This window comes from Streptomyces sp. NPDC004561 (genome assembly GCF_053602155.1).
Genome location: NZ_JBSGDB010000161.1, coordinates 1 through 17645 on the forward strand (window position 1 = coordinate 1; position 17645 = coordinate 17645).

Genomic DNA, 17645 nt, shown 5'->3' on the forward strand with positions numbered 1-17645 from the left:
GTTGACCACCTGCCGGCGCAGCGGGAAGGACGCCTCGTCGAGATCGGCGTGCAGCACGGTGATCGACAGCCCGGACTCGGCCGCCGCCAGGGGGGAGTGATCGGGCGCGGGGGAGGCGGTGTGCCGGGTGCCGAGCAGCCGGTAGCGCAGCGGGTGGGCGGAGCGCAGCCGGGCCGCGTACACCAGGCCGCCCGCCGCGACCAGCGGCAGCAGCCAGGGCAGCGCGGCGATCACCGGCGAGGGCGAGCCGGTGAGCATGTCGAAGTTGCCGACCACCAGCCACACCGAGGTGGCGAGCCCGGCGAAGCCGAGCAGCGGGGCGACGGTCTCCCGCCACCAGTGCCCGCGCCCCGCGCGCAGCCTGAGCCCGAGCACGGACAGCGCGGCCAGCGCCTGCAGCGCCACGATGCCGAGGGTGCCGAGGCCGAGCATGCTGGTGGTCAGGTCGGCGTACGGGTCCAGGCCCGCGACCGCGAAGCCGGCCACCACCAGCGTGGTCAGCACGCTCTGCGCGATGCTCGCCCGGTGCGGGGAGCGGTGCCGGGGGTGCTCGGCGGCCAGCGCGGCCGGCAGCAGCCCGTCCTCGGCGAGGACCTGGGCGTAGCGGTTGGCGGCGCTGTGCAGGGCCAGCGTCGCCGCGAACAGGCTGGTGCACAGCAGGATCTGGAGCCCGGTGCTGCCCGTCTTGCCGAGGAAGTCGTCGCCGAGCCCGAAGAACAGGTCGCCCATCTGCTTGCTCGCGACCTCCCGCACCCGGTCGCCGCCGATCGCGCCCACCGCCAGCCAGCTGGTGAGCGCGTAGAAGCCGGCGATCAGGACGACGGCCGCGTACGTGGCACGCGGCACGCTGCGCTCGGGGTTGCGCGACTCCTTGCCGTACAGCGCGGCCGACTCGAACCCGATGAAGGAGACGAACGCGAACATCAGCGAGACACCGACGCCCGGGCCGGCGGCCGTGTGCGGGGAGAAGGAGGCGGTGGGCAGCGCGTGCAGCCCGTGCCGGACGAGGATCGCCACGTCCAGGGCCGCGAGGACCCCGATCTCGCCCAGCATCAGCAGGGCGAGTACCCGGGCGCTGAGCGCGATCTCCCGGTAGCCGAGGACGGCGGTCAGCACCAGCCCGACGGCCGCGCACCACTCCCAGGACACCGTCAGCCCGTGGGCGGCGAGGACGAGTTGGGTGAAGTAGCCGAGCGCGCCCGCCAGTCCGATGGTCGCGCAGTTGTAGGACAGCAGGGCCACATACCCGGCCGCCACCGCCGGCGGCCGCCCGAGGCCGTCCGCGACGGAGGCGTAGAACCCGCCGGACCCGCCGGTGCGCCGGGCGCTGACCGCGTAGCCGACCGAGAAGCACAGCAGGGTGACCCCGGCGAACAGGAAGGCCGCCGGCACGCCGGCCCCGTCACCGAAGGCGAACGCGAGCGGGACCGTGCCGACCATCGCCGAGAGCGGCGCGGCGGCGGCCACGATGAGGAAGAGGATGTGCGCGGTGCCGAGCCGCCCGGACGGGGGCGGCGAACCACTGGTGGACATGGGAACTCCAGAACTGGGGAGAGGGACGTAAGGGCAGCAGCCGCCCGCGGAGACCTCTCGGCGGACGGCTGCTCGAAGCGCCCCGCGAGGGGCGCGGGGCACTGCACGGCGGGCCACGAAGGGCCCGCGGACGGACGACGTGCGTCACGCCGGTGCTATGGCCAGCGCGGTGTTCTGCCCACCGAAGCCCAGCGAGTTGCTCAGCGCCAGGTCGATCGGCATCTCGGTGACGGTCTGGGCCAGCTTGATCTCCATCCGGGGATCGGGCATGACCAGGTTGGCGGTCGGGGGGATGGTCTCGTGCTCCACACTCAGCACGGCGAACGCGGCCTCCACCGCTCCCGCCGCGCCCAGCAGATGCCCGGTGACTCCCTTCGTCGACGTGACCAGCGGATCCCCGCGCAGGGTCCGCTGGATCATGCGGGCTTCGGACAGGTCGTTGAGCGGTGTCGACGTACCGTGCGCGTTGACGTGCTGCACGTCGTCCGGGTCGGCGCCCGCGTCCGCGAGAGCCGCTCGCACCGCCGCCTCGATGCCGGCGCCGTCGGGATGCGGCGACGTCATGTGGTGGGCGTCGGCGGTGGCGCCGTAGCCGATGATCCGGCCGTGGACGTACGCGCCCCGGGCGCGCGCGTCCGCGACGCGTTCCATCACGAGGATCCCGGCGCCCTCGCCGGCGACGAAGCCGTCCCGGTCCACATCGAACGGGCGGGACGCGGACGCCGGGTCGTCGTGCCGCTTCGACAGCGCGCCCATCTGGGCGAACCCGGCCATGACCAGTGGGGTGATCATGGCCTCGCTGCCGCCCGCCAGCACGATGTCGCAGCGGCCGAGGACCAGCAGGTCCCGGGCGGTGCCGATGGCGGTCGCGCCCGAGGCGCAGGCGGTCGCCACCACCAGGTTGGGCCCGGTCGCCCCGAACTCGATGGCCGTCTGACCGGCCAGCATGTTCGGCAGCTGCATCGGCAGCAGCAGCGGCGACACCCGGTCGGCGCCCTGCTCGCGCAGCACATGGTGCTGGTCCTCGACCGTGCCCGGACCGCCGTCGGCGCAGCCCAGCACCACACCCACCCGCGCGCCGTCCCAGGTCTGCGGGTCGAGGCCCGCGTCGGCCACCGCCTCGTGCGCGGCGACCAGGGCGAACTGCACGAACCGGTCCAGGCGGTGCGCCCGCCGCGCGCTGAGCAGGGTCTCGGGGTCGAAGCCGGGTACCCGGCAGGAGATCATTACGGGGTTGTCCGCCAGCACCGGATCGAAGGCGGCGGCCGGCCTGCCGTCGCAGACCGCCGCCCAGCTCGGCCCGACCCCGATCCCACCCGGGGTGACCAGGCCGAGCCCGGTGACGGCGATGTCCATGCCGGCCATCAGACCGTCGCGCTCCGCTCCTCCATGAGCCGGACCATGTCGGCCACGGTCTGCGCCTCCAGGAGGTCGTCGTCGCTGATGTCCAGGTCCAGCTCGGACTTCAGCAGCAGCGACAGCTCCACCACGGCCAGCGAGTCCAGCTCGATGTCCTCCCGGGTGGCCTCCGGGGTGATGGCCTCGGGCGACACCTTGAGCTTGTTGGACAGGATTTCCTTGAGCTGCTCCAGCATGTCGGTTCCTTTCGAAGGTGTACGCGCCCCGCGTACCGCTGAATCGATATGAGTTACGGACTATTGCTGACGGTCTGTCAGATGGTCTGCAGCTCCGGCCAGACGACGGTGGCCGCACCCCAGGACAGCCCGCCGCCGAACGCGGTGAGCAGCACCCGGTGGCCCGCGGTGAGCCGCCCCTCGGCGGTGGCCTCGGCGAGCAGCAGCGGGATGGACGCGGCGCCGGTGTTGCCGACCCGCGCGATGTTGCTCAGCCGCCGTTCCCCGGGGACGCCGAGCCGGTCCGAGACGGCGTCCAGGATCCGGGCGTTGGCCTGGTGCGCCACGAACCGGTCGACGTCGGCCAGACGCCAGCCGGCCCGCTCGGCGGCCTCGGTGGACGCGCTGGTCATGCGCTCCACCGCGTGCCGGTAGGTCTCCCGGCCGAGCATCCGGAAGTAGTGCTCCTCCGGGTCGGCCGGACGGTTCGACGAGCGCTGCCGGGAGCCGCCCGCCGGGACCTCGATCAGATGGCTCAGCTCGCCGTCGCTGCCGAGCACCAGCGGCCCGATCGCCCCCGGTTCGGCGGCCGAGCCGGCCCGCAGGACGACCGCGCCCGCGCCGTCCGCGAAGATCACCGCGGTGGTGCGGTCCTGCGGGTTGACGATGGTGGTGAAGGCGTCGGCGGCGACCAGCAGCACGCTGTCGGCCACGCCCGCCGCGATCAGCCCGGCGGCGGACGCCAGGCCGTACAGGAACCCGGAGCAGACCGCCGCCACGTCGAAGGCCGGCACCTGCCCGAGCCCCAGCCGCGCAGCCACCTGCGGCGCGGTCGCCGGGCAGGGCTGGTCCGGGGTGGTGGTGGCCAGCACCACCGCCCCGACCTGCTCGTCGCCCGCCGACTTCAGCGCCCTGAGACCCGCCTCCACCGCCAGGTCGCCGGTGGAGGTGCCGGGCGAGATGAAGAACCGCTCGGCGATCCCGGTCCGGGTCCGGATCCAGGAGTCGGAGGTGTCCAGCCGCCGCGACAGGTCGTCGTTGGTGACGACGTTGGGCGGGACGTACGACCCGATCCCGCTGACGACCGCCGCCCGCCCGGTGCTCATGCGCCGGCCTCCGAGGCGAGGACCTCCACCGGCAGGCCCATGTACGCCATGCGGACCTCGGCCATCTCGTCGGTCCACCGCTCGGCCATGTCGTAGCGCTGTTCGGGGGTGGTGTCGAGCATCCGCACACCCGGCCAGATCTCGTAGTCCCCGATCAGCCCGGCGTGCTGGAGCATGCCCTCCTGGAACAGCTCCTCGCGGTGGATGACGAACTCCCGGTCCGGGATCTCGTCCCACAGCTTCACCCCGGAGCGCAGGATCTCCAGCAGCCTGGGCCTGTACTCCGGGTGCGCCGCGACGTGGTCGCGCAGGATGGTGCTGGCCACGGTGAGATGGCGGATCTCGTCGATGGCGGTGCCCCGGGAGATCTCGCCGGTCGCCGGGGACAGCGGGGTCCACTTGCGCTCGCTCAGCTCGGCGGCCGGGGCGAGCACGCCCTCGATGATGATGGCGAACACGGCCACCCCGCCGGGGAAGTCGGCCTGGTCGCGGACGATGTCCAGGGTGAAGTCCACCACCGGGTCCAGCACCCGCTCGCGGTAGTCCCGGGCCATCTCCTCGATGTCCTTCAGCAGGGTGCCCGCCGGGACGCCCAGCTCCACCAGGTGCCGGCGGAAGACCCGGGCGTGCCGGGCCTCGTCGATCAGCTGGGTGGCGTAGAACTCCATCTCGGGAATGCCGGGCGCGATCGAGACGTAGTGGCCGAGCAGCCGGGTGGCCAGCTCCTCCGCCAGCGCCCGGAAGCCGAACTCCAGCACCAGCGCCTGCCGCAGCGGGCCGGGCGCCTTCAGGAAGGCGGGGGTGAGGGCGTCCTCGTGGTGGCCGGTCACCCCGCGGTCGCGCAGCGTGCCCTGGGCCACCGAGGTGATCCAGTAGGCGAGGTCGCACTCCTCGGGGCCGAGGGTGAGTTCCTTCGCGCCGTCCAGCAGACCGGGAGCCTTGTCCCAGTCCGCCTCAGGTGCCACGGGTGCGGTCATGATGCGGCGGCCTCCTTCGCCGGGCGCAGGGAGCCGGCGTACAGGCCGCCGGCGTAACTGAACAGCGGCAGGCCCTCGTCCGCGGTGGCGCGTACGACATGGCCGAGCAGCAGTTCGCTGTCGCCCGCCGCGTGCGCGGAGTGGAACCGGCAGACGTAGTGGGCGAGCGCGCCCGCGATCAGCGGGGCGTGCGCGTACCGGTCGGTCGTCCAGGCCAGGCCCGCGAAGGCCGTGGCCCCGTCGGGCCGGGCGCTGTCGGCGAACCGGCGGGCCACGTCCGCCTGCTCGCCGCCGAGCACGTTGATCGCGAACCGGCCCTCCTCCGCCGCGAGTCGGGCGAAGGACGAGCCCGCCCGCAGGACGACCCCGACCAGCAGCGGCGAGCGCGAGACCAGGGTGACCGTGCTCGCGGTGGTGCCGTGCATCCGCTCCTCGGGACCCGTGGTCAGCACGGAGACCGGGGAGGCGAGGTGGTACAGGGCGCGCCGGCGCTCGTCCGGGTCCTGGCGGACCGTACGGCGTACGGTGGCGGTGGTCATCGCACGGCCTCCGTCTCGCGTACGGCCGGCCGCGCCGGGACGTGCCCGACCGGCACCGGGTCCATGGCGTGCCCCACGGGCTTCGGGTGTTCGAGGCCCAGGTCGTCGAGGAGGCGCAGATAGCCCTCCTGGCGGACCGGTTCGAAGGGCAGCGCGAAGGACTTCATGAAGTTGCCGAACAGGCCCCGGTCGCCGAACAGATGGAACGGCAGCACCAGCAGCGCCCACTCCGGCTTGACCAGCCAGCACCACAGCGCGGCGACCGCGCCCTGCGTGATGAGGCTGTGCATGACGTTGTAGAGGACGTAGTACGCCTTGTGGATCGGCCGCCCGCCGCTCCTGCGGAACGCGATGGCGCCCGGGATGTAGCCGATCAGGTCGATGTAGAGGAACAGTCCGAGCGCCGGCAGCCAGCGGATGTCGCCGAAGTGGTAGGCGATCAGGCCGGTGGTGACGGCGAGGCCCACCAGGTACTCGGCGCGGTGCAGCGAGTAGGTGCGCGGGGTCTCGAAGGGGTTCGCCTGGTCCATGGTCAGCTCCTCGCGCGGGTCCTACGCGCCGACCGCGGCGGGCGTGGTGAGTTCGATGCCGCCCTGGATGCGCACGGCCGGGAACAGGCCGGTCAGCGCCCAGGCGACGGTCTCCTTGATGACCCGCTCGGCGATCGGGTCGAGGATGCCCTCCAGGCTCGGGATGCCGAAGTCGAAGTCGGCGTCGAACCGGACGGTGACGTCCGCCCCGGACTGCTGGACGGACCAGACCCCGGAGAAGGAGTCGAAGTCGCCGTCGGACTGCTCGAAGCGGATCTCGCCCGCCTCCGGCAGCACCGTGTCGTCCTCGGTCCAGCGCAGCAGGCCGCTGCGGAAGTGCAGCTCCCAGCTGGAGGAGGGGTTCGGCTCGGGGTAGGAGGTGTGCACGGTGGTCGCGTTGACGTGGGGCGCGAGGTCGGGGTACCGCTCCCAGCGCCGTACGGCGTGCAGGACCGTTTCGGCCTGCTCCGCGGGTATCAGGGCATCGAGTTCGACGTGCCGCACGATCAGTTACCGCCTTCCGGCATCTTGGCCGCGCCCTTGATCAGGTCGCGGGTGGCCAGGTCGAAGGAGTTGACGAGGAAGTCCACGTCGGTGTCGTCCAGCACGGCGGGCGGGGTGAACCGCACCACCGAGCTGCCGTTCATGGAGTGGTTGGCGACCACGCCGTGGTTGAACAGTTCGATCAGCAGCTCGCCGGCGAGGCCCGCCTCGACCAGCTCGACGCCGATGAGCAGGCCCCGGCCGCGGACGTCCACGACCAGCTCGGGGATGTTGCGGTGGGCGACCTCCGCGATCCGCGGCAGCAGCCGGGCGCCGAGGTCCATGGCCCGGGTGACCAGGCGCTCCTCCTTGACGGCCCGGATCGCGCCCTGCACGGCCGCCATCAGCACCGGTTGCCCGGAGAAGGTGGCGGTGTGGACGTAGGGGTCCTTGTCGAAGGGGCGGAACGCCTTGCGGGTGGCGACGGCCGCCGACACCGGCATCACCCCGCCGCCGAGCGCCTTGCCGGTGAGCAGGACGTCCGGGACGACGCCCTCGATGTCGGCGCCCCACCACTCGCCGAGCCGCCCGAAGCCGGACTGCACCTCGTCGAGGATGAGGAAGCCCTCGTACTCGCGGACCAGTTCCTCGACCCGCTTGAGGTAGCCCTTGGGCGGCATGACGACCCCGCCCTCGCCCTGGACCGGCTCCAGGATCACGCACACCTCGCCCGGGTGGGCCCTCAGCTCGGCCTCCAGGGCGTCGGCGTCGCCGAACGGCAGGTGCTGGAAGTCGGGGACGAGCGGGCGGAACGGCGCCTGGTAGACGTCCTTCGCGGTCGCCGACAGGGCGCCCAGGGTCTTGCCGTGGTAGCCGCCGCGCATCGAGATCGTGCGCTTGAAGCCGCCCGCGCGGGCCAGCTTCAGGCCGGTCTCCACGGCCTCCGCGCCGGACAGCGCGAAGTGCACGCGGTCCAGGCCGGGCGGCAGCACCGAGACCAGCGCCTCGGCGGCGCGGGCCACCGTCGGCTCCAGCAGGATGCGGGTCGCGGTGGGGTGGGTGCGCAGCTGGCGCTCCACCTCCTCCATGACGATCGGATGACGGGCGCCCATGATGAACACCCCGTAGCCGCCCGCGTTCAGGAAGCGCTCACCGTCGCTGGTGGTGAGCCAGGCGCCCTCGGACGCCGTCTCCATGTGGCTGCCGAACAGCTCGGCGAGCGTGGCCCGGCCCTTGCTGAGGTGGGCCCGGTACAGGTTGAGGATCTCCCCCTCGTCCTCGACGGCCGAAGCCGCCGCGGCCTGGGGGGATTCCTGGATGACGGTCACGTGTCGCTCACTCCAAAGGGGTGGGTGTGGGGGGCGCCCCGAGGGGGCGCGGGGCCCTGTCGATGTGCGGCTGCCGTCGCGCGGGCGTGACCGGCCACGGCCGGCCGCAGTCGCCCGACCGCGGATCGGCTACGCCAGTACCAGCGGCCCCCCGTCGAAGTACGTCAGCAACGGCTCCGACGCGGCGATGCGGGACGGCGGGTGGAAGGCCAGCGCACGCGTCGCCGCGGCGGACTGCGCGCTCGCCGGGTTGCTGATGAACTCCAGGCCGCCGAGCAGCTCCAGGGCCCGCCCGACGATGTCCGGCAGCGCGTTCTGCACGGCGTACCGGGCGACCAGGACCCGGGCCACCGACTCCTCGTCGCCGGGCTCCGGACCGGTGCCGCGGGCCACGCCCTCCAGCAGGGCCAGCGCCGCCTCCATGTCGACGGCGAGCGCGGCCCGCTCCTCGGCGCCGCCCCGCTTGCGCTCCAGCACCTGCTCCACCAGCGCGGCGGCACAGCCGGCGTACCCGGCGGAGATCAGCATCTCGAACCAGACGAACCCGGCGGACTGCAGGTCGTCCAGGCGGGTGGGGTCGTCGTCGCCGGCCCGCACGACCATCTCGACGGGGACGAACACGTCCTCCAGGCGGACCTCGTCGCTCTCGGCGCCGGCCAGCAGGTCGTTGCCCCAGAACGGGTGCACGGTCAGCCCGGGCGCCTCCGCCGGGACCAGCGCGAGCGCCAGCTCCGGCTCGCCGCCGTCCTCGCCGTGGATGGCGGTGGACGCGGTCAGCAGGCTCATCGAACGGGACAGGCTGCACGGCTTCTTCGACCCGGACAGCAGGAACCCGCCCTCCACCGGGCGCGCGGTCACGGCCGGCTTGAGGATGTTCTGCGCGGTCCGGCCCTCGGACCAGCCGGAGGCCATCACCTGCTGCTCCGGCACGATCCGGTGCAGCAGCTCGGTCTGCGCGCGGGTGAGCCGGTTCGCCTTGACGGCCAGGGAGTACAGCATGGCGGCGGTGAAGTGGTGCATGGACACGGCCGCGACCAGCGACGGCGACAGGGCGCCGAGGGCGAGCTGCACCCGCAGCGCCTCCAGCGGGGCCGCGCCGTGACCGCCGTAGGACTCGGGTATCAGCAGGCCCACCCCGCCGTGGATGCGGAACAGGTCGATCACCGGGCTGCCGGGCCGCTCCCGCTCGGCGTACGGAATCTGCTCCAGCTCCTTGAGCAGGCCGGGGTGGAACCGCTCGCACACGGACCGGGCGGCATCGAGGGAACGCACGGGGAACCTCCGGAAGACTTCGAGGGCGGTGGATCAGGCGCCGAAGACCGCGTCGTACGGGCTCACGTCGCGGGCGATGCTGACTCCCTGGACGTGGGAGGTCTTGAGCATCGGGTAGTTGGCCTCGCCGAACGCGCCGCCGGTGCGGCCGGTGCCGCCGTGGCTCGGCAGGTACGGCAGGAAGCCGATGTGGGAGTCGTTGACCTTCAGCAGGCCGCCGTTGACCGTGCGGCGCACGAAGGTCTCCACGACGTGGTCCGAGCGGGACCACAGCGAGTTGCGCAGCCCGTAGTCGTTGCTGTTGACGAACTGCAGGAACGCCTCGAGAAGGGCGTCGTCGTTGTCGCGCTCGGCCACCACGATCGGGATCAGCGGGAAGAAGGTCTCCTCGCGGACCACGTCGTACGTCCGCGCCCGGTCCAGGCCGTCCACCCGCACCACCGTCGGCTGCAGGAACACGCCCGTCTCGGACACGGTGCCGTCCAGCTCGGTGCGGTTGCCGCCGGTCACCAGCTCGGCGCCGTTGTCGAGGGCCTGGCGCAGCAGCCGGAAGAACCGCTCGCTGCGCCGCACCGGCGACAGCAGCACGTCCTCCTCCTCGGGCAGGCCCGGCCTGATGCCCTTGACCTGTTCCCGCACCTCGGCGATCAGCGCGTCGGCGACCTCGGGGTGGACCAGCACGTAGTTGGGCACCATGCAGATCTGCCCGGAGCCGTAGAACGACTCCGTGATCGCCTCGGCCGCCCACTTCACGTCGGCGTCCTTCCACACCACGATGCCGTCGTTGCCGGCGAGTTCGAGGATCGGCTTCTTGCCGTGCGCCACGCAGCTCTGCTCGAAGCGCAGGCCCTCCTGGCTGCCGCCGATGTAGAAGATGTCGTTGATCAGCGGGTCGGCGATCCAGCGGTCCATCGTCTGCTTCGGGTTGGAGCACACCGCGTTCAGCACCCCGGCGGGCGCGTCGATCTCCTCCAGCAGCGGGGCGACGATGTCCCGCAGCAGCCACATCGTGGACAGCGCGATGCTCCGCGGCGCCCGCACCACCACGGCGTTGCCGGCCATCAGCGCCAGCACGCACAGGGCGGCGCTCGGCAGGGGGGCGTTCTGCGGCGGGTTGAAGGCGACCACACCGTCGGGCTGGCGCTGGAGGATCAGCCGGCGGCCGTTGTACTCCTTCTCCACCCGCATCTGCTTGGTGTACCAGCGCAGGGAACCGGGCGCGTAGATCTGCAGCAGGCAGCTCAGCTCCCAGCGGGCCAGCTTCACCGGGTGGGACTCGGCGACCAGCATCCGCAGGAACTCGTCCTCGTGCTTGATCAGTTCCTCGCGGAACCGGGTGCCCAGCCGCATCCGCCGCTCCAGCGGCACCGCCGCCCAGTCGGGGGCGGCCGCCGCGGCCGCCTGGGTGGCCAGGTCGATGGCGGCGTCGTCCGCGATCGCGCAACGCCCCACGACGTAGGGGTGCTTGGCCGCCTCGGACTCCGGGTCCTGCTCGAGGGAGCGCTTCAGGCTCACGCTGGTGAACACGTCTTCCAGCAGCGAACGCCCGCTGACGGTGTAGACCCACCCGTCCCCGGCGACGTCCTTGCCCGCGATGTAGAGGTCGTAACTCTTCAATCCGGAAGGTGCCTCAGCACTCTCCTCCTGCGCGGCTTCGCGAAGCATCTTCAGCCTTTCGGATATGGCGTGTGGATTTCTTGAAGCAAGGCGAGCGTGGCAGCGGAATCTGACCCGGCGCTGACACCCGACTGATCCAGCCAACCGGGCGCCCCGGACCCGTCAGTGGGGCGTCAGCCGGCGCTGCTTGCATGAGGCGCATGCCACCTGTCGACAGCACCCTCCAGCGGCTGCGCGAGCTGCCGCGCAGCGAACTCGCCGAGGAGATCGAGACAATCGTCCTGGAGAAATTCAAGACCGTTCTCCTCATGGACGATTCCGAGGATCTTCCCCTCGACATCAGCTATTTCGATCTCGGGCTCACCTCGCTGCGCCTGACCGAGATACGGCAGAGCCTGGAACAGCTCCTGGACCTGTCCATCAACGTCAGCGTGCTCTTCAACGAGCCGACGATCGACCATCTCGTGGACCACCTGACCCAGGCCATCCAGGAAGCTTGAGGAGTCGCTCCATGCCGCGTAAGGAATCAGAGCAGGCGCCCGAGCCGGTCGCGATCGTCGGAATCGGTCTGCGGTTCCCCGGCGGCAGCGGCTCGCCCGACGAGTTCGACGCCTTCCTGCGTGAGGGCCGCAGCGGAATCGGCCCGATCCCCCGGGACCGCTGGGACGTCGAGGCGTTCACCCCCGAGGGCCCCGACGACAAGGGCAAGATCCGCGCCTCGGCCGGCGGGTTCCTCGACCGCATCGACCTGTTCGACGCCGGCTTCTTCAACATCTCCCCGAAGGAAGCCCGCTACATGGACCCCCAGCAGCGGCTGCTGCTGGAGACCGCCTGGCAGGCGCTGGAGCACGCGGGCATCGACCCGGCCCCGCTGCGCCGCGGCAACGGCGGGGTGTACATCGGGGCCAGCTCCATCGACTACGCGCTCGAACTGGACTCGCTGCCGTACGAGGAGCTGGACGGCCATCTGGCGTCCGGCATCACCATGTTCCCGCTGTCCGGCCGGCTGTCCTACTTCCTCGGCTGGCGCGGTCCGAGCATGAGCGTCGACACCGCCTGCTCCTCCTCGCTGGTCTCCCTGCACCTCGCCGTGAACGCGCTGCGCGCCGGCGAGACCGACATCGCGCTGTGCGGCGGGGTCAACGCCCTGCACCACCCGCGCATCCCGGTGATGTTCTCCAACGCCCAGATGCTCTCCCCGGACGGGCAGTGCAAGACCTTCGACGAGGCCGCCGACGGCTACGCGCGCGCCGAGGGCTGCGGCATCGTCGTCCTCAAGCGGCTGTGCGACGCCGAGCGCGACGGCGACCGGATCCTCGCCCTGGTGCGCGGCACGGCCGTCGGCCAGGACGGCGACAGCGCCGGCCTGACCGTGCCCAACGGCCCCGCCCAGGAAAAGGTCATCCGCAGCGCGCTCGCCGTGGCCCACCTCAAGCCCGAGGACATCCAGTACGTCGAGGCGCACGGCACCGGCACCCCGCTCGGCGACCCCATCGAGTTCGGTGCCATCGGGGACGTCTTCGTCGACTCCCACACCAAGGACCGCCCGGTCCTGGTCGGTTCGGTGAAGACCAACCTCGGCCACATGGAGCCCGCCTCCGGCATCGTCGGCGTCATCAAGACCGTGCTCCAGCTGCGCTCCGCCACGATCTACCCGCACCTCAACCTCGACACCCCCTCCGGGCGCATCCCCTGGGACCTGTATCCGCTGCGGGTGCCCACCGCCTGCGAGCCCTGGCAGGCCGAGACCAGGCGGGCGGTCGTCAACAGCTTCGGGTTCGCCGGAACCATCGGCGCCGTGGTGCTGGAGCAGGCGCCGGAGCCGGCCGGCCGGGCCGAGACCCAGGGTGCCGCACCGCTGTTCACCCTCTCGGCGAAGAACGCCGGCGCGCTGCGGGAACTGGCCGCCGGATACCGGCGGTTGCTGGACGAGCGGCCCGAGACCTCCGTCGCCGCGCTCTGCCACAGCGCCAACACCACGCGCACCCACCACCCGTACCGGATCGCCGCCCCCGTCGCCGACCGGGCCGCGCTCGAAAAGCTCCTCGACCGCGCCGCCGAGGCCGAGCACGAGGGGCCGTCCGGCATCCGCAAGACCGCGTTCATGTTCACCGGCCAGGGCTCCCAGTACGCCGGCATGGGCGCCGCCCTCTACGCCGCCCTCCCCGTCTTCCGCGCCCACGTGGACGAGTGCGACGAGCTGTTCGCCGCGCACCTCGGCCGCTCCGTGCACGAGCTGCTGCTCGGCACCGCCGCCGACCCGGAGGCCATCGACCGCACCGAGTTCACCCAGCCGGCGCTGTTCACGCTGGAGTACGCCCTCGCCCGGCAGTGGATGGCCTGGGGCGTGCGCCCGAACGTGCTCATCGGGCACAGCATCGGCGAGGTCGTCGCCGCCGCCGTGGCCGGGCTGTTCAGCCTGCCGGACGCGGTCAGGCTGGTCGCCGCCCGCGCCCGGTTGATGCAGGCGGTGACCGCCGAGGGCGGCATGGCCGCCGTCTCCGCGCCCGTCGAGGAGGTCGCCCCGCTCCTGGAGGGCCACGACGACCTGGCCGTCGCCGGCGTCAACGCCCCCGACCAGACGGTGATCTCCGGCGCCACCGCCGCCCTCGACGACGTCACCGGCGTCCTCACCGGGCGGGGCGTGCGCGTCGAACGCCTCAAGGTCTCCCACGCCTTCCACTCGCCGCTGATGGCCGAGGTCTACGCCGACTTCCGCGCCGCCCTGGACGGCATCGCCTTCCACGAGCCGCAGATCAGCCTCATCTCCAACGTCACCGGCCGGCTCGCCCGCTTCCGCGAGATCGGCAACCCCGACTACTGGGTGCGGCACATCGGCGAGCCCGTGCGCTTCCTCGACGGCATCCGGGCCGTCGCCAAGCGCGGCCGGCACGCCCTGATCGAGATCGGCCCGCAGGCCGGACTGACCGCGCTCGCCCGGCGCTCGGTCACGGTCGAGGACCACGTGTGGCTGGCCGGCCTGCGCCGCCGGGACACCACCACCACGACCACCCTGACCGCGCTCGCCGAGTACTACGCGGCCGGTCTCGCCGTCGCCTGGGACGGCTACCACGCCGGCCACCCGGCGCCCGCCCGCGTGGACCTGCCCACCTACGCCTTCCAGCGCAAGCGCTACTGGCTGCCCTCCGTCGCCCCGCGCCGCTCCGCCGCGAACGGCACCGCACGGCACCCGCTGCTCGGCATCGAGGAGCGGTTCGCCAGCGGGGTGAGGGAGTTCACCGCGGAGTTCACCGCCGAGGAACTGGGCGCGCTCGCCGACCTCGCCGACGGCGGCCGTACCGTCCTGCCCGCCGGCGCCTACGTCGACCTGCTGCTCGCCGTTCAGGACGCGGTCCGGGGCCACGCCCGCCACGCCGTCCGCGACCTGAGGCTGCTCGCCCCGCTGGAGCTGCCCGCCGAGACCGTCACCGCGCTCACCACCCGCTGGCGCCCGCGCCCCGGCGGCGCCGCCGAGGTCGAGGTGTTCACGGTCGTCGGCGGCGAGGAGAACCTGCACGCCACCGCCGTCGTCGCCGCCGAACCCGAACCCCTCGTGCCGGTCTCCGAACTGGCCGAGCTGGACGCCGGCCTCGCCCCGGCCGCCCAGCACATCGACGACGAGGACATCTACACCGACCTCGCCTCCGTCGGCCGCCCCCAGGGCCCGCGCATGCGCCTCCTGCTGCGCGCCGCCCGGCACGGCGACGCAGTGCCCCGGCAGACAACGTCCGCCCCGTCGCGACGCCCGGCACGCACTGCCGCCGCACCGGCCGAAAGCTCAAGTACGTCCAATACGAGGGCTTCCGGCCGGCACACCGACGGCACGCACCAGACGCCGCTCCTTGATGGGCAGACGCTGCCTGCCGGGGCACTGGTCACCGGCGAGCTGACCGGCCGCGACGCCTCGGCCGTCGAGCACGTCCCGGCCGAGCTGCTGGAGGCCGCCGTGCAGGCGCTGGTCGTCCTCGACCCCGAGGGCCCGGTGTTCGTGCCCCGCGAGATCGCCTCCGTACGGCACTTCCGCAAGCCGCGCGGCGAGAACCTGCGGGTGCTGGCCCGGGTCCGCGGCGAGCAGGACCGGCGCCTGGCCGACGTGCTGCTGCTGGAGAACGGCGACCCGGTCGCCGAACTCCTCGGAGTGCGCATGGCCCGGCCGGAGGGCCGCAACGGCCGCCGCCAGTTCCTGCACCGGCCCGACTGGGTGCGCCGCGCCCTGCCGGCCCGCCAGGGCGCCCCCGCCCGGCACGTCGTGCTGCTGGACCCGTCCGCCGCGCGCGCCGCCGAACTGGCCGCCGAACCCGGCCTGAAGGTCACCTGGCTCTCCGACCTCACGGACCTCAAGGCCGCCCTGGAGGACCCCACCGTCACCGACGTCTGCCGGCTGTGGCGCCGGCGCCAGGAGCCGATGTCCGCCGACCGGCTGCGCGCCGAGTGCGAGGACAACTACCGCGAACTCCTCACGCTGGTCGCCGCGTTGGAGGCCGCGTCCCGCCCGCCCCGGCTGTGGCTGGTCACCGAGGGCGCCCAGTGGCTGCCCGGCGACCCGGCCGGCGACGGCGGCCACCTCGGCGCCGCCACCCTGTGGGGCTTCGGCCGGGTGCTGCTGACCGAGTACCCGCAGTACCGGGCCACCCTGGTCGACCTCGCCCCGGGCAGCGGCCTCGCCCCGCTGGCCGAGGAGTGGCGGGCCGAGCCGCCCGGCGAGTACCAGGTCGCCCACCGCCCCGGCCGCCGCTACGTCCGCCGGCTGCTCGCCGGCGACGCCACGCTCACCTGGACCGGCGGCTTCGAACTGCGCGCCCCCGACTCCGGCGACCTGTCCGACCTGGCGCTCGCCCCGGCCACCGACCGGGCCCCGGAGGCCGACGAGGTCCAGGTCCGGGTGCACACCGTCGGCCTGACCGCCGAGGACGCCCGTACCGCCCTGGACACCGGCCGGGCCGAACGCGCGGAGGAGGGGGAGGAGGAACCCCCGCCGCTGCTGGGCCGGCTGGCGCGCGGCACGGTCCTCGCCACCGCCGACGGCACCGGATTCGCCCCCGGCGACGAGGTCCTGGTCCGCCACGACGGCACGTTCCGCGCCACGCTCACGGTGCCCGCGGTCACCGTCGTCCACGCCACCGGCTCCGACGACACCGCGCCCCGCTTCCGGCTGGACGAGACCGGCGAGGCCCTGCGCACCGCCCTGTCCGACCCCGCCGGACGCGCCTGGGTGACCCTGCCGGAGCACCCCGAGGACCAGCCGGACCAGCCCGCCCGGCCGGAACCGGCCGACGAGGGCCCCACCGGACTCCGCCCCGACCGCACGCTGCCGGTCGCCGACGTGCCGGACGACCTGCGGACCGCGGAACTCCTCGACGTCGAGGCACACCGGCGACTCGCGGCGCACATCGCGGCGCGCGAGTCCGAGGCGGCCGAACGGCTGGCGCGCGAGCTGCTGTCCCGCAGCGTGCCGGCCCCGCACCGGAAGGCGGTGCGCTGACATGATCCCGGCCGTGGTCTACGCGATACCGGCGTTCGTGCTGCTGGTCGTCGCCGAGGCACTGTCCTACCGCTTCCTCCCGGACGACGACGAGCGCGGCTACGAGCTGCGCGACACCGTCACCAGCATGTCCATGGGCGCCGGCAGCCAGGTCGTCGCGATGCCGTGGAAGGCGGTGACGATTCTGCTGTACGCGGCTCTCTTCGCCGTCGCCCCCTGGCACCTGTCGCCGTCCTCCGCGTGGACGTGGGTGCTGCTGTTCTTCGGCGACGACCTGGCGTACTACGCCTTCCACCGCGCCCACCACCGGGTGCGGGTGCTGTGGGCGAGCCATGTGGTCCACCACTCCAGCGTCCGCTTCAACCTCTCGACCGCCCTGCGCCAGAGCTGGACGCCGATGACGGGCCTGCCCTTCTGGCTGCCGCTGGCACTTCTCGGCGTTCCGCCGTGGATGATCCTGCTGCAGCAGGCGTTCAGCCTGGTCTACCAGTTCTTCCTGCACACCGAGCGGGTGGACAGGCTGTGGCGGCCCGTGGAGTGGTTCTTCAACACGCCCTCCCACCACCGCGTCCACCACGGTTCGAACAACGTCTACCTGGACCGCAACTACGGCGGCATCCTCATCGTCTGGGACCGGATCTTCGGCACGTTCGAACCGGAGGGCGTGCGGGTGGTGTACGGCCTGACGAAGAACATCGACACCCACAACCCGGTGCGGGTGGCCTTCCACGAGTTCGGGGCCGCCTGGCGCGACGTCCGCGCGGCGCGGCGCTGGCGCGACCGTGCCGGCTACCTGTTCGGGCCGCCCGGCTGGGCGCCCGGGGCCGAGGGGTGACATGCCGCCGCTGATCGTCGCCTTCGCCGCGCTGGCCGCGCTCGACATCGCCGGTGTCGCGGCGGGCCTGCCGCCCCTGGAGTGGATCGCCAAGCCCCTGCTGGCGCCCGTGCTCGCCGTACACCTGTGGCACCGGACCGGCACCCGGCACCTGCCGGTCCTGGCCGGCCTCGGCTTCGCCGCCGCCGGGGACGTGGCGCTGCTGCTGCCCGGCCGGGCGGCCTTCGCCGCCGGGATCGCGTTCTTCCTGGGCGCGCAGCTGTGCTGGACGGCGGCGTTCCTGCGCGCGGGTGCCCTGCGGTACCTGCGTCCCCGCCGCCTGCTGTGCGCCGTCCACCTCGCGGTGTGGGCCGCCGCGGTCGCCGCTCT

The 17645-nt window shown here is 72.9% G+C and carries 15 protein-coding genes; 4 read left to right on the forward strand and 11 right to left on the reverse strand.

Translation table 11 applies throughout. From position 1 onward, the window contains the following. The 11 genes from ACWEN3_RS21605 to ACWEN3_RS21655 form a co-directional block, all read right to left on the reverse strand. On the reverse strand, positions 1-1533 hold a 1533-nt coding region (locus tag ACWEN3_RS21605; protein WP_452973330.1), incomplete at its 3' end, for an APC family permease. A gap of 144 nt (positions 1534-1677) precedes the next feature. Next, positions 1678-2898: a beta-ketoacyl-[acyl-carrier-protein] synthase family protein gene (locus ACWEN3_RS21610; RefSeq protein WP_452973333.1), complete on the reverse strand. Its 1221-nt coding sequence runs from the start codon at positions 2896-2898 to the stop codon at positions 1678-1680. Then, the gene (locus tag ACWEN3_RS21615) at positions 2898-3128 is read right to left on the reverse strand and encodes a phosphopantetheine-binding protein (RefSeq protein WP_452973336.1); all 231 of its coding nucleotides are present in this window, start codon (positions 3126-3128) and stop codon (positions 2898-2900) included. Before ACWEN3_RS21615 ends, ACWEN3_RS21610 begins: the two co-directional genes overlap by 1 nt. Positions 3129-3205: 77 nt before the next feature. After that, the gene (locus ACWEN3_RS21620; RefSeq protein ID WP_452973338.1) at positions 3206-4213 is read right to left on the reverse strand and encodes a beta-ketoacyl-ACP synthase III; all 1008 of its coding nucleotides are present in this window, start codon (positions 4211-4213) and stop codon (positions 3206-3208) included. After that, positions 4210-5190 carry a VlmB-like protein gene (locus tag ACWEN3_RS21625; RefSeq protein ID WP_452973341.1) on the reverse strand — a complete coding sequence of 327 codons (981 nt, stop codon included), beginning with the start codon at positions 5188-5190 and terminating at the stop codon, positions 4210-4212. Before ACWEN3_RS21625 ends, ACWEN3_RS21620 begins: the two co-directional genes overlap by 4 nt. Further along, on the reverse strand, positions 5187-5729 hold the full coding sequence (locus tag ACWEN3_RS21630) for a flavin reductase family protein (RefSeq protein ID WP_452973344.1): 543 nt from the start codon (positions 5727-5729) through the stop codon (positions 5187-5189). The genes ACWEN3_RS21625 and ACWEN3_RS21630 overlap by 4 nt, the downstream gene beginning before the upstream one ends. Continuing rightward, positions 5726-6259, reverse strand: coding sequence for a hypothetical protein (locus ACWEN3_RS21635; RefSeq protein ID WP_452973347.1), 534 nt, complete (start codon positions 6257-6259; stop codon positions 5726-5728). The genes ACWEN3_RS21630 and ACWEN3_RS21635 overlap by 4 nt, the downstream gene beginning before the upstream one ends. A 21-nt stretch (positions 6260-6280) precedes the next feature. Next, positions 6281-6763 (reverse strand): type II toxin-antitoxin system RatA family toxin, encoded by a 483-nt coding sequence (locus ACWEN3_RS21640; RefSeq protein WP_452973349.1) that lies wholly within the window; start codon positions 6761-6763, stop codon positions 6281-6283. A 2-nt stretch (positions 6764-6765) separates the two neighbouring features. Next, the gene (locus ACWEN3_RS21645; protein ID WP_452973353.1) at positions 6766-8070 is read right to left on the reverse strand and encodes an aspartate aminotransferase family protein; all 1305 of its coding nucleotides are present in this window, start codon (positions 8068-8070) and stop codon (positions 6766-6768) included. A gap of 129 nt (positions 8071-8199) precedes the next feature. Continuing rightward, positions 8200-9342, reverse strand: coding sequence for an acyl-CoA dehydrogenase (locus ACWEN3_RS21650; RefSeq protein WP_452973356.1), 1143 nt, complete (start codon positions 9340-9342; stop codon positions 8200-8202). A gap of 33 nt (positions 9343-9375) precedes the next feature. Beyond that, positions 9376-11007 (reverse strand): aldehyde dehydrogenase family protein, encoded by a 1632-nt coding sequence (locus tag ACWEN3_RS21655; RefSeq protein ID WP_452973359.1) that lies wholly within the window; start codon positions 11005-11007, stop codon positions 9376-9378. 152 nt (positions 11008-11159) lie between these two features. Between ACWEN3_RS21655 and ACWEN3_RS21660 the strand changes: the two genes are divergently transcribed. From ACWEN3_RS21660 to ACWEN3_RS21675, 4 genes are all read left to right on the forward strand, one after another. Next, complete coding sequence (locus tag ACWEN3_RS21660; protein WP_452973362.1) at positions 11160-11459, forward strand: acyl carrier protein; 300 nt, start codon at positions 11160-11162, stop codon at positions 11457-11459. An 11-nt stretch (positions 11460-11470) separates the two neighbouring features. Further along, positions 11471-16441, forward strand: coding sequence for a beta-ketoacyl synthase N-terminal-like domain-containing protein (locus ACWEN3_RS21665; protein WP_452973365.1), 4971 nt, complete (start codon positions 11471-11473; stop codon positions 16439-16441). Position 16442: 1 nt separating this feature from the next. Next, positions 16443-17276 (forward strand): sterol desaturase family protein, encoded by an 834-nt coding sequence (locus tag ACWEN3_RS21670; RefSeq protein ID WP_452973368.1) that lies wholly within the window; start codon positions 16443-16445, stop codon positions 17274-17276. 1 nt (position 17277) lies between these two features. After that, the coding region (locus tag ACWEN3_RS21675; protein WP_452973370.1) for a lysoplasmalogenase family protein at positions 17278-17645 on the forward strand (368 nt) is incomplete at its 3' end.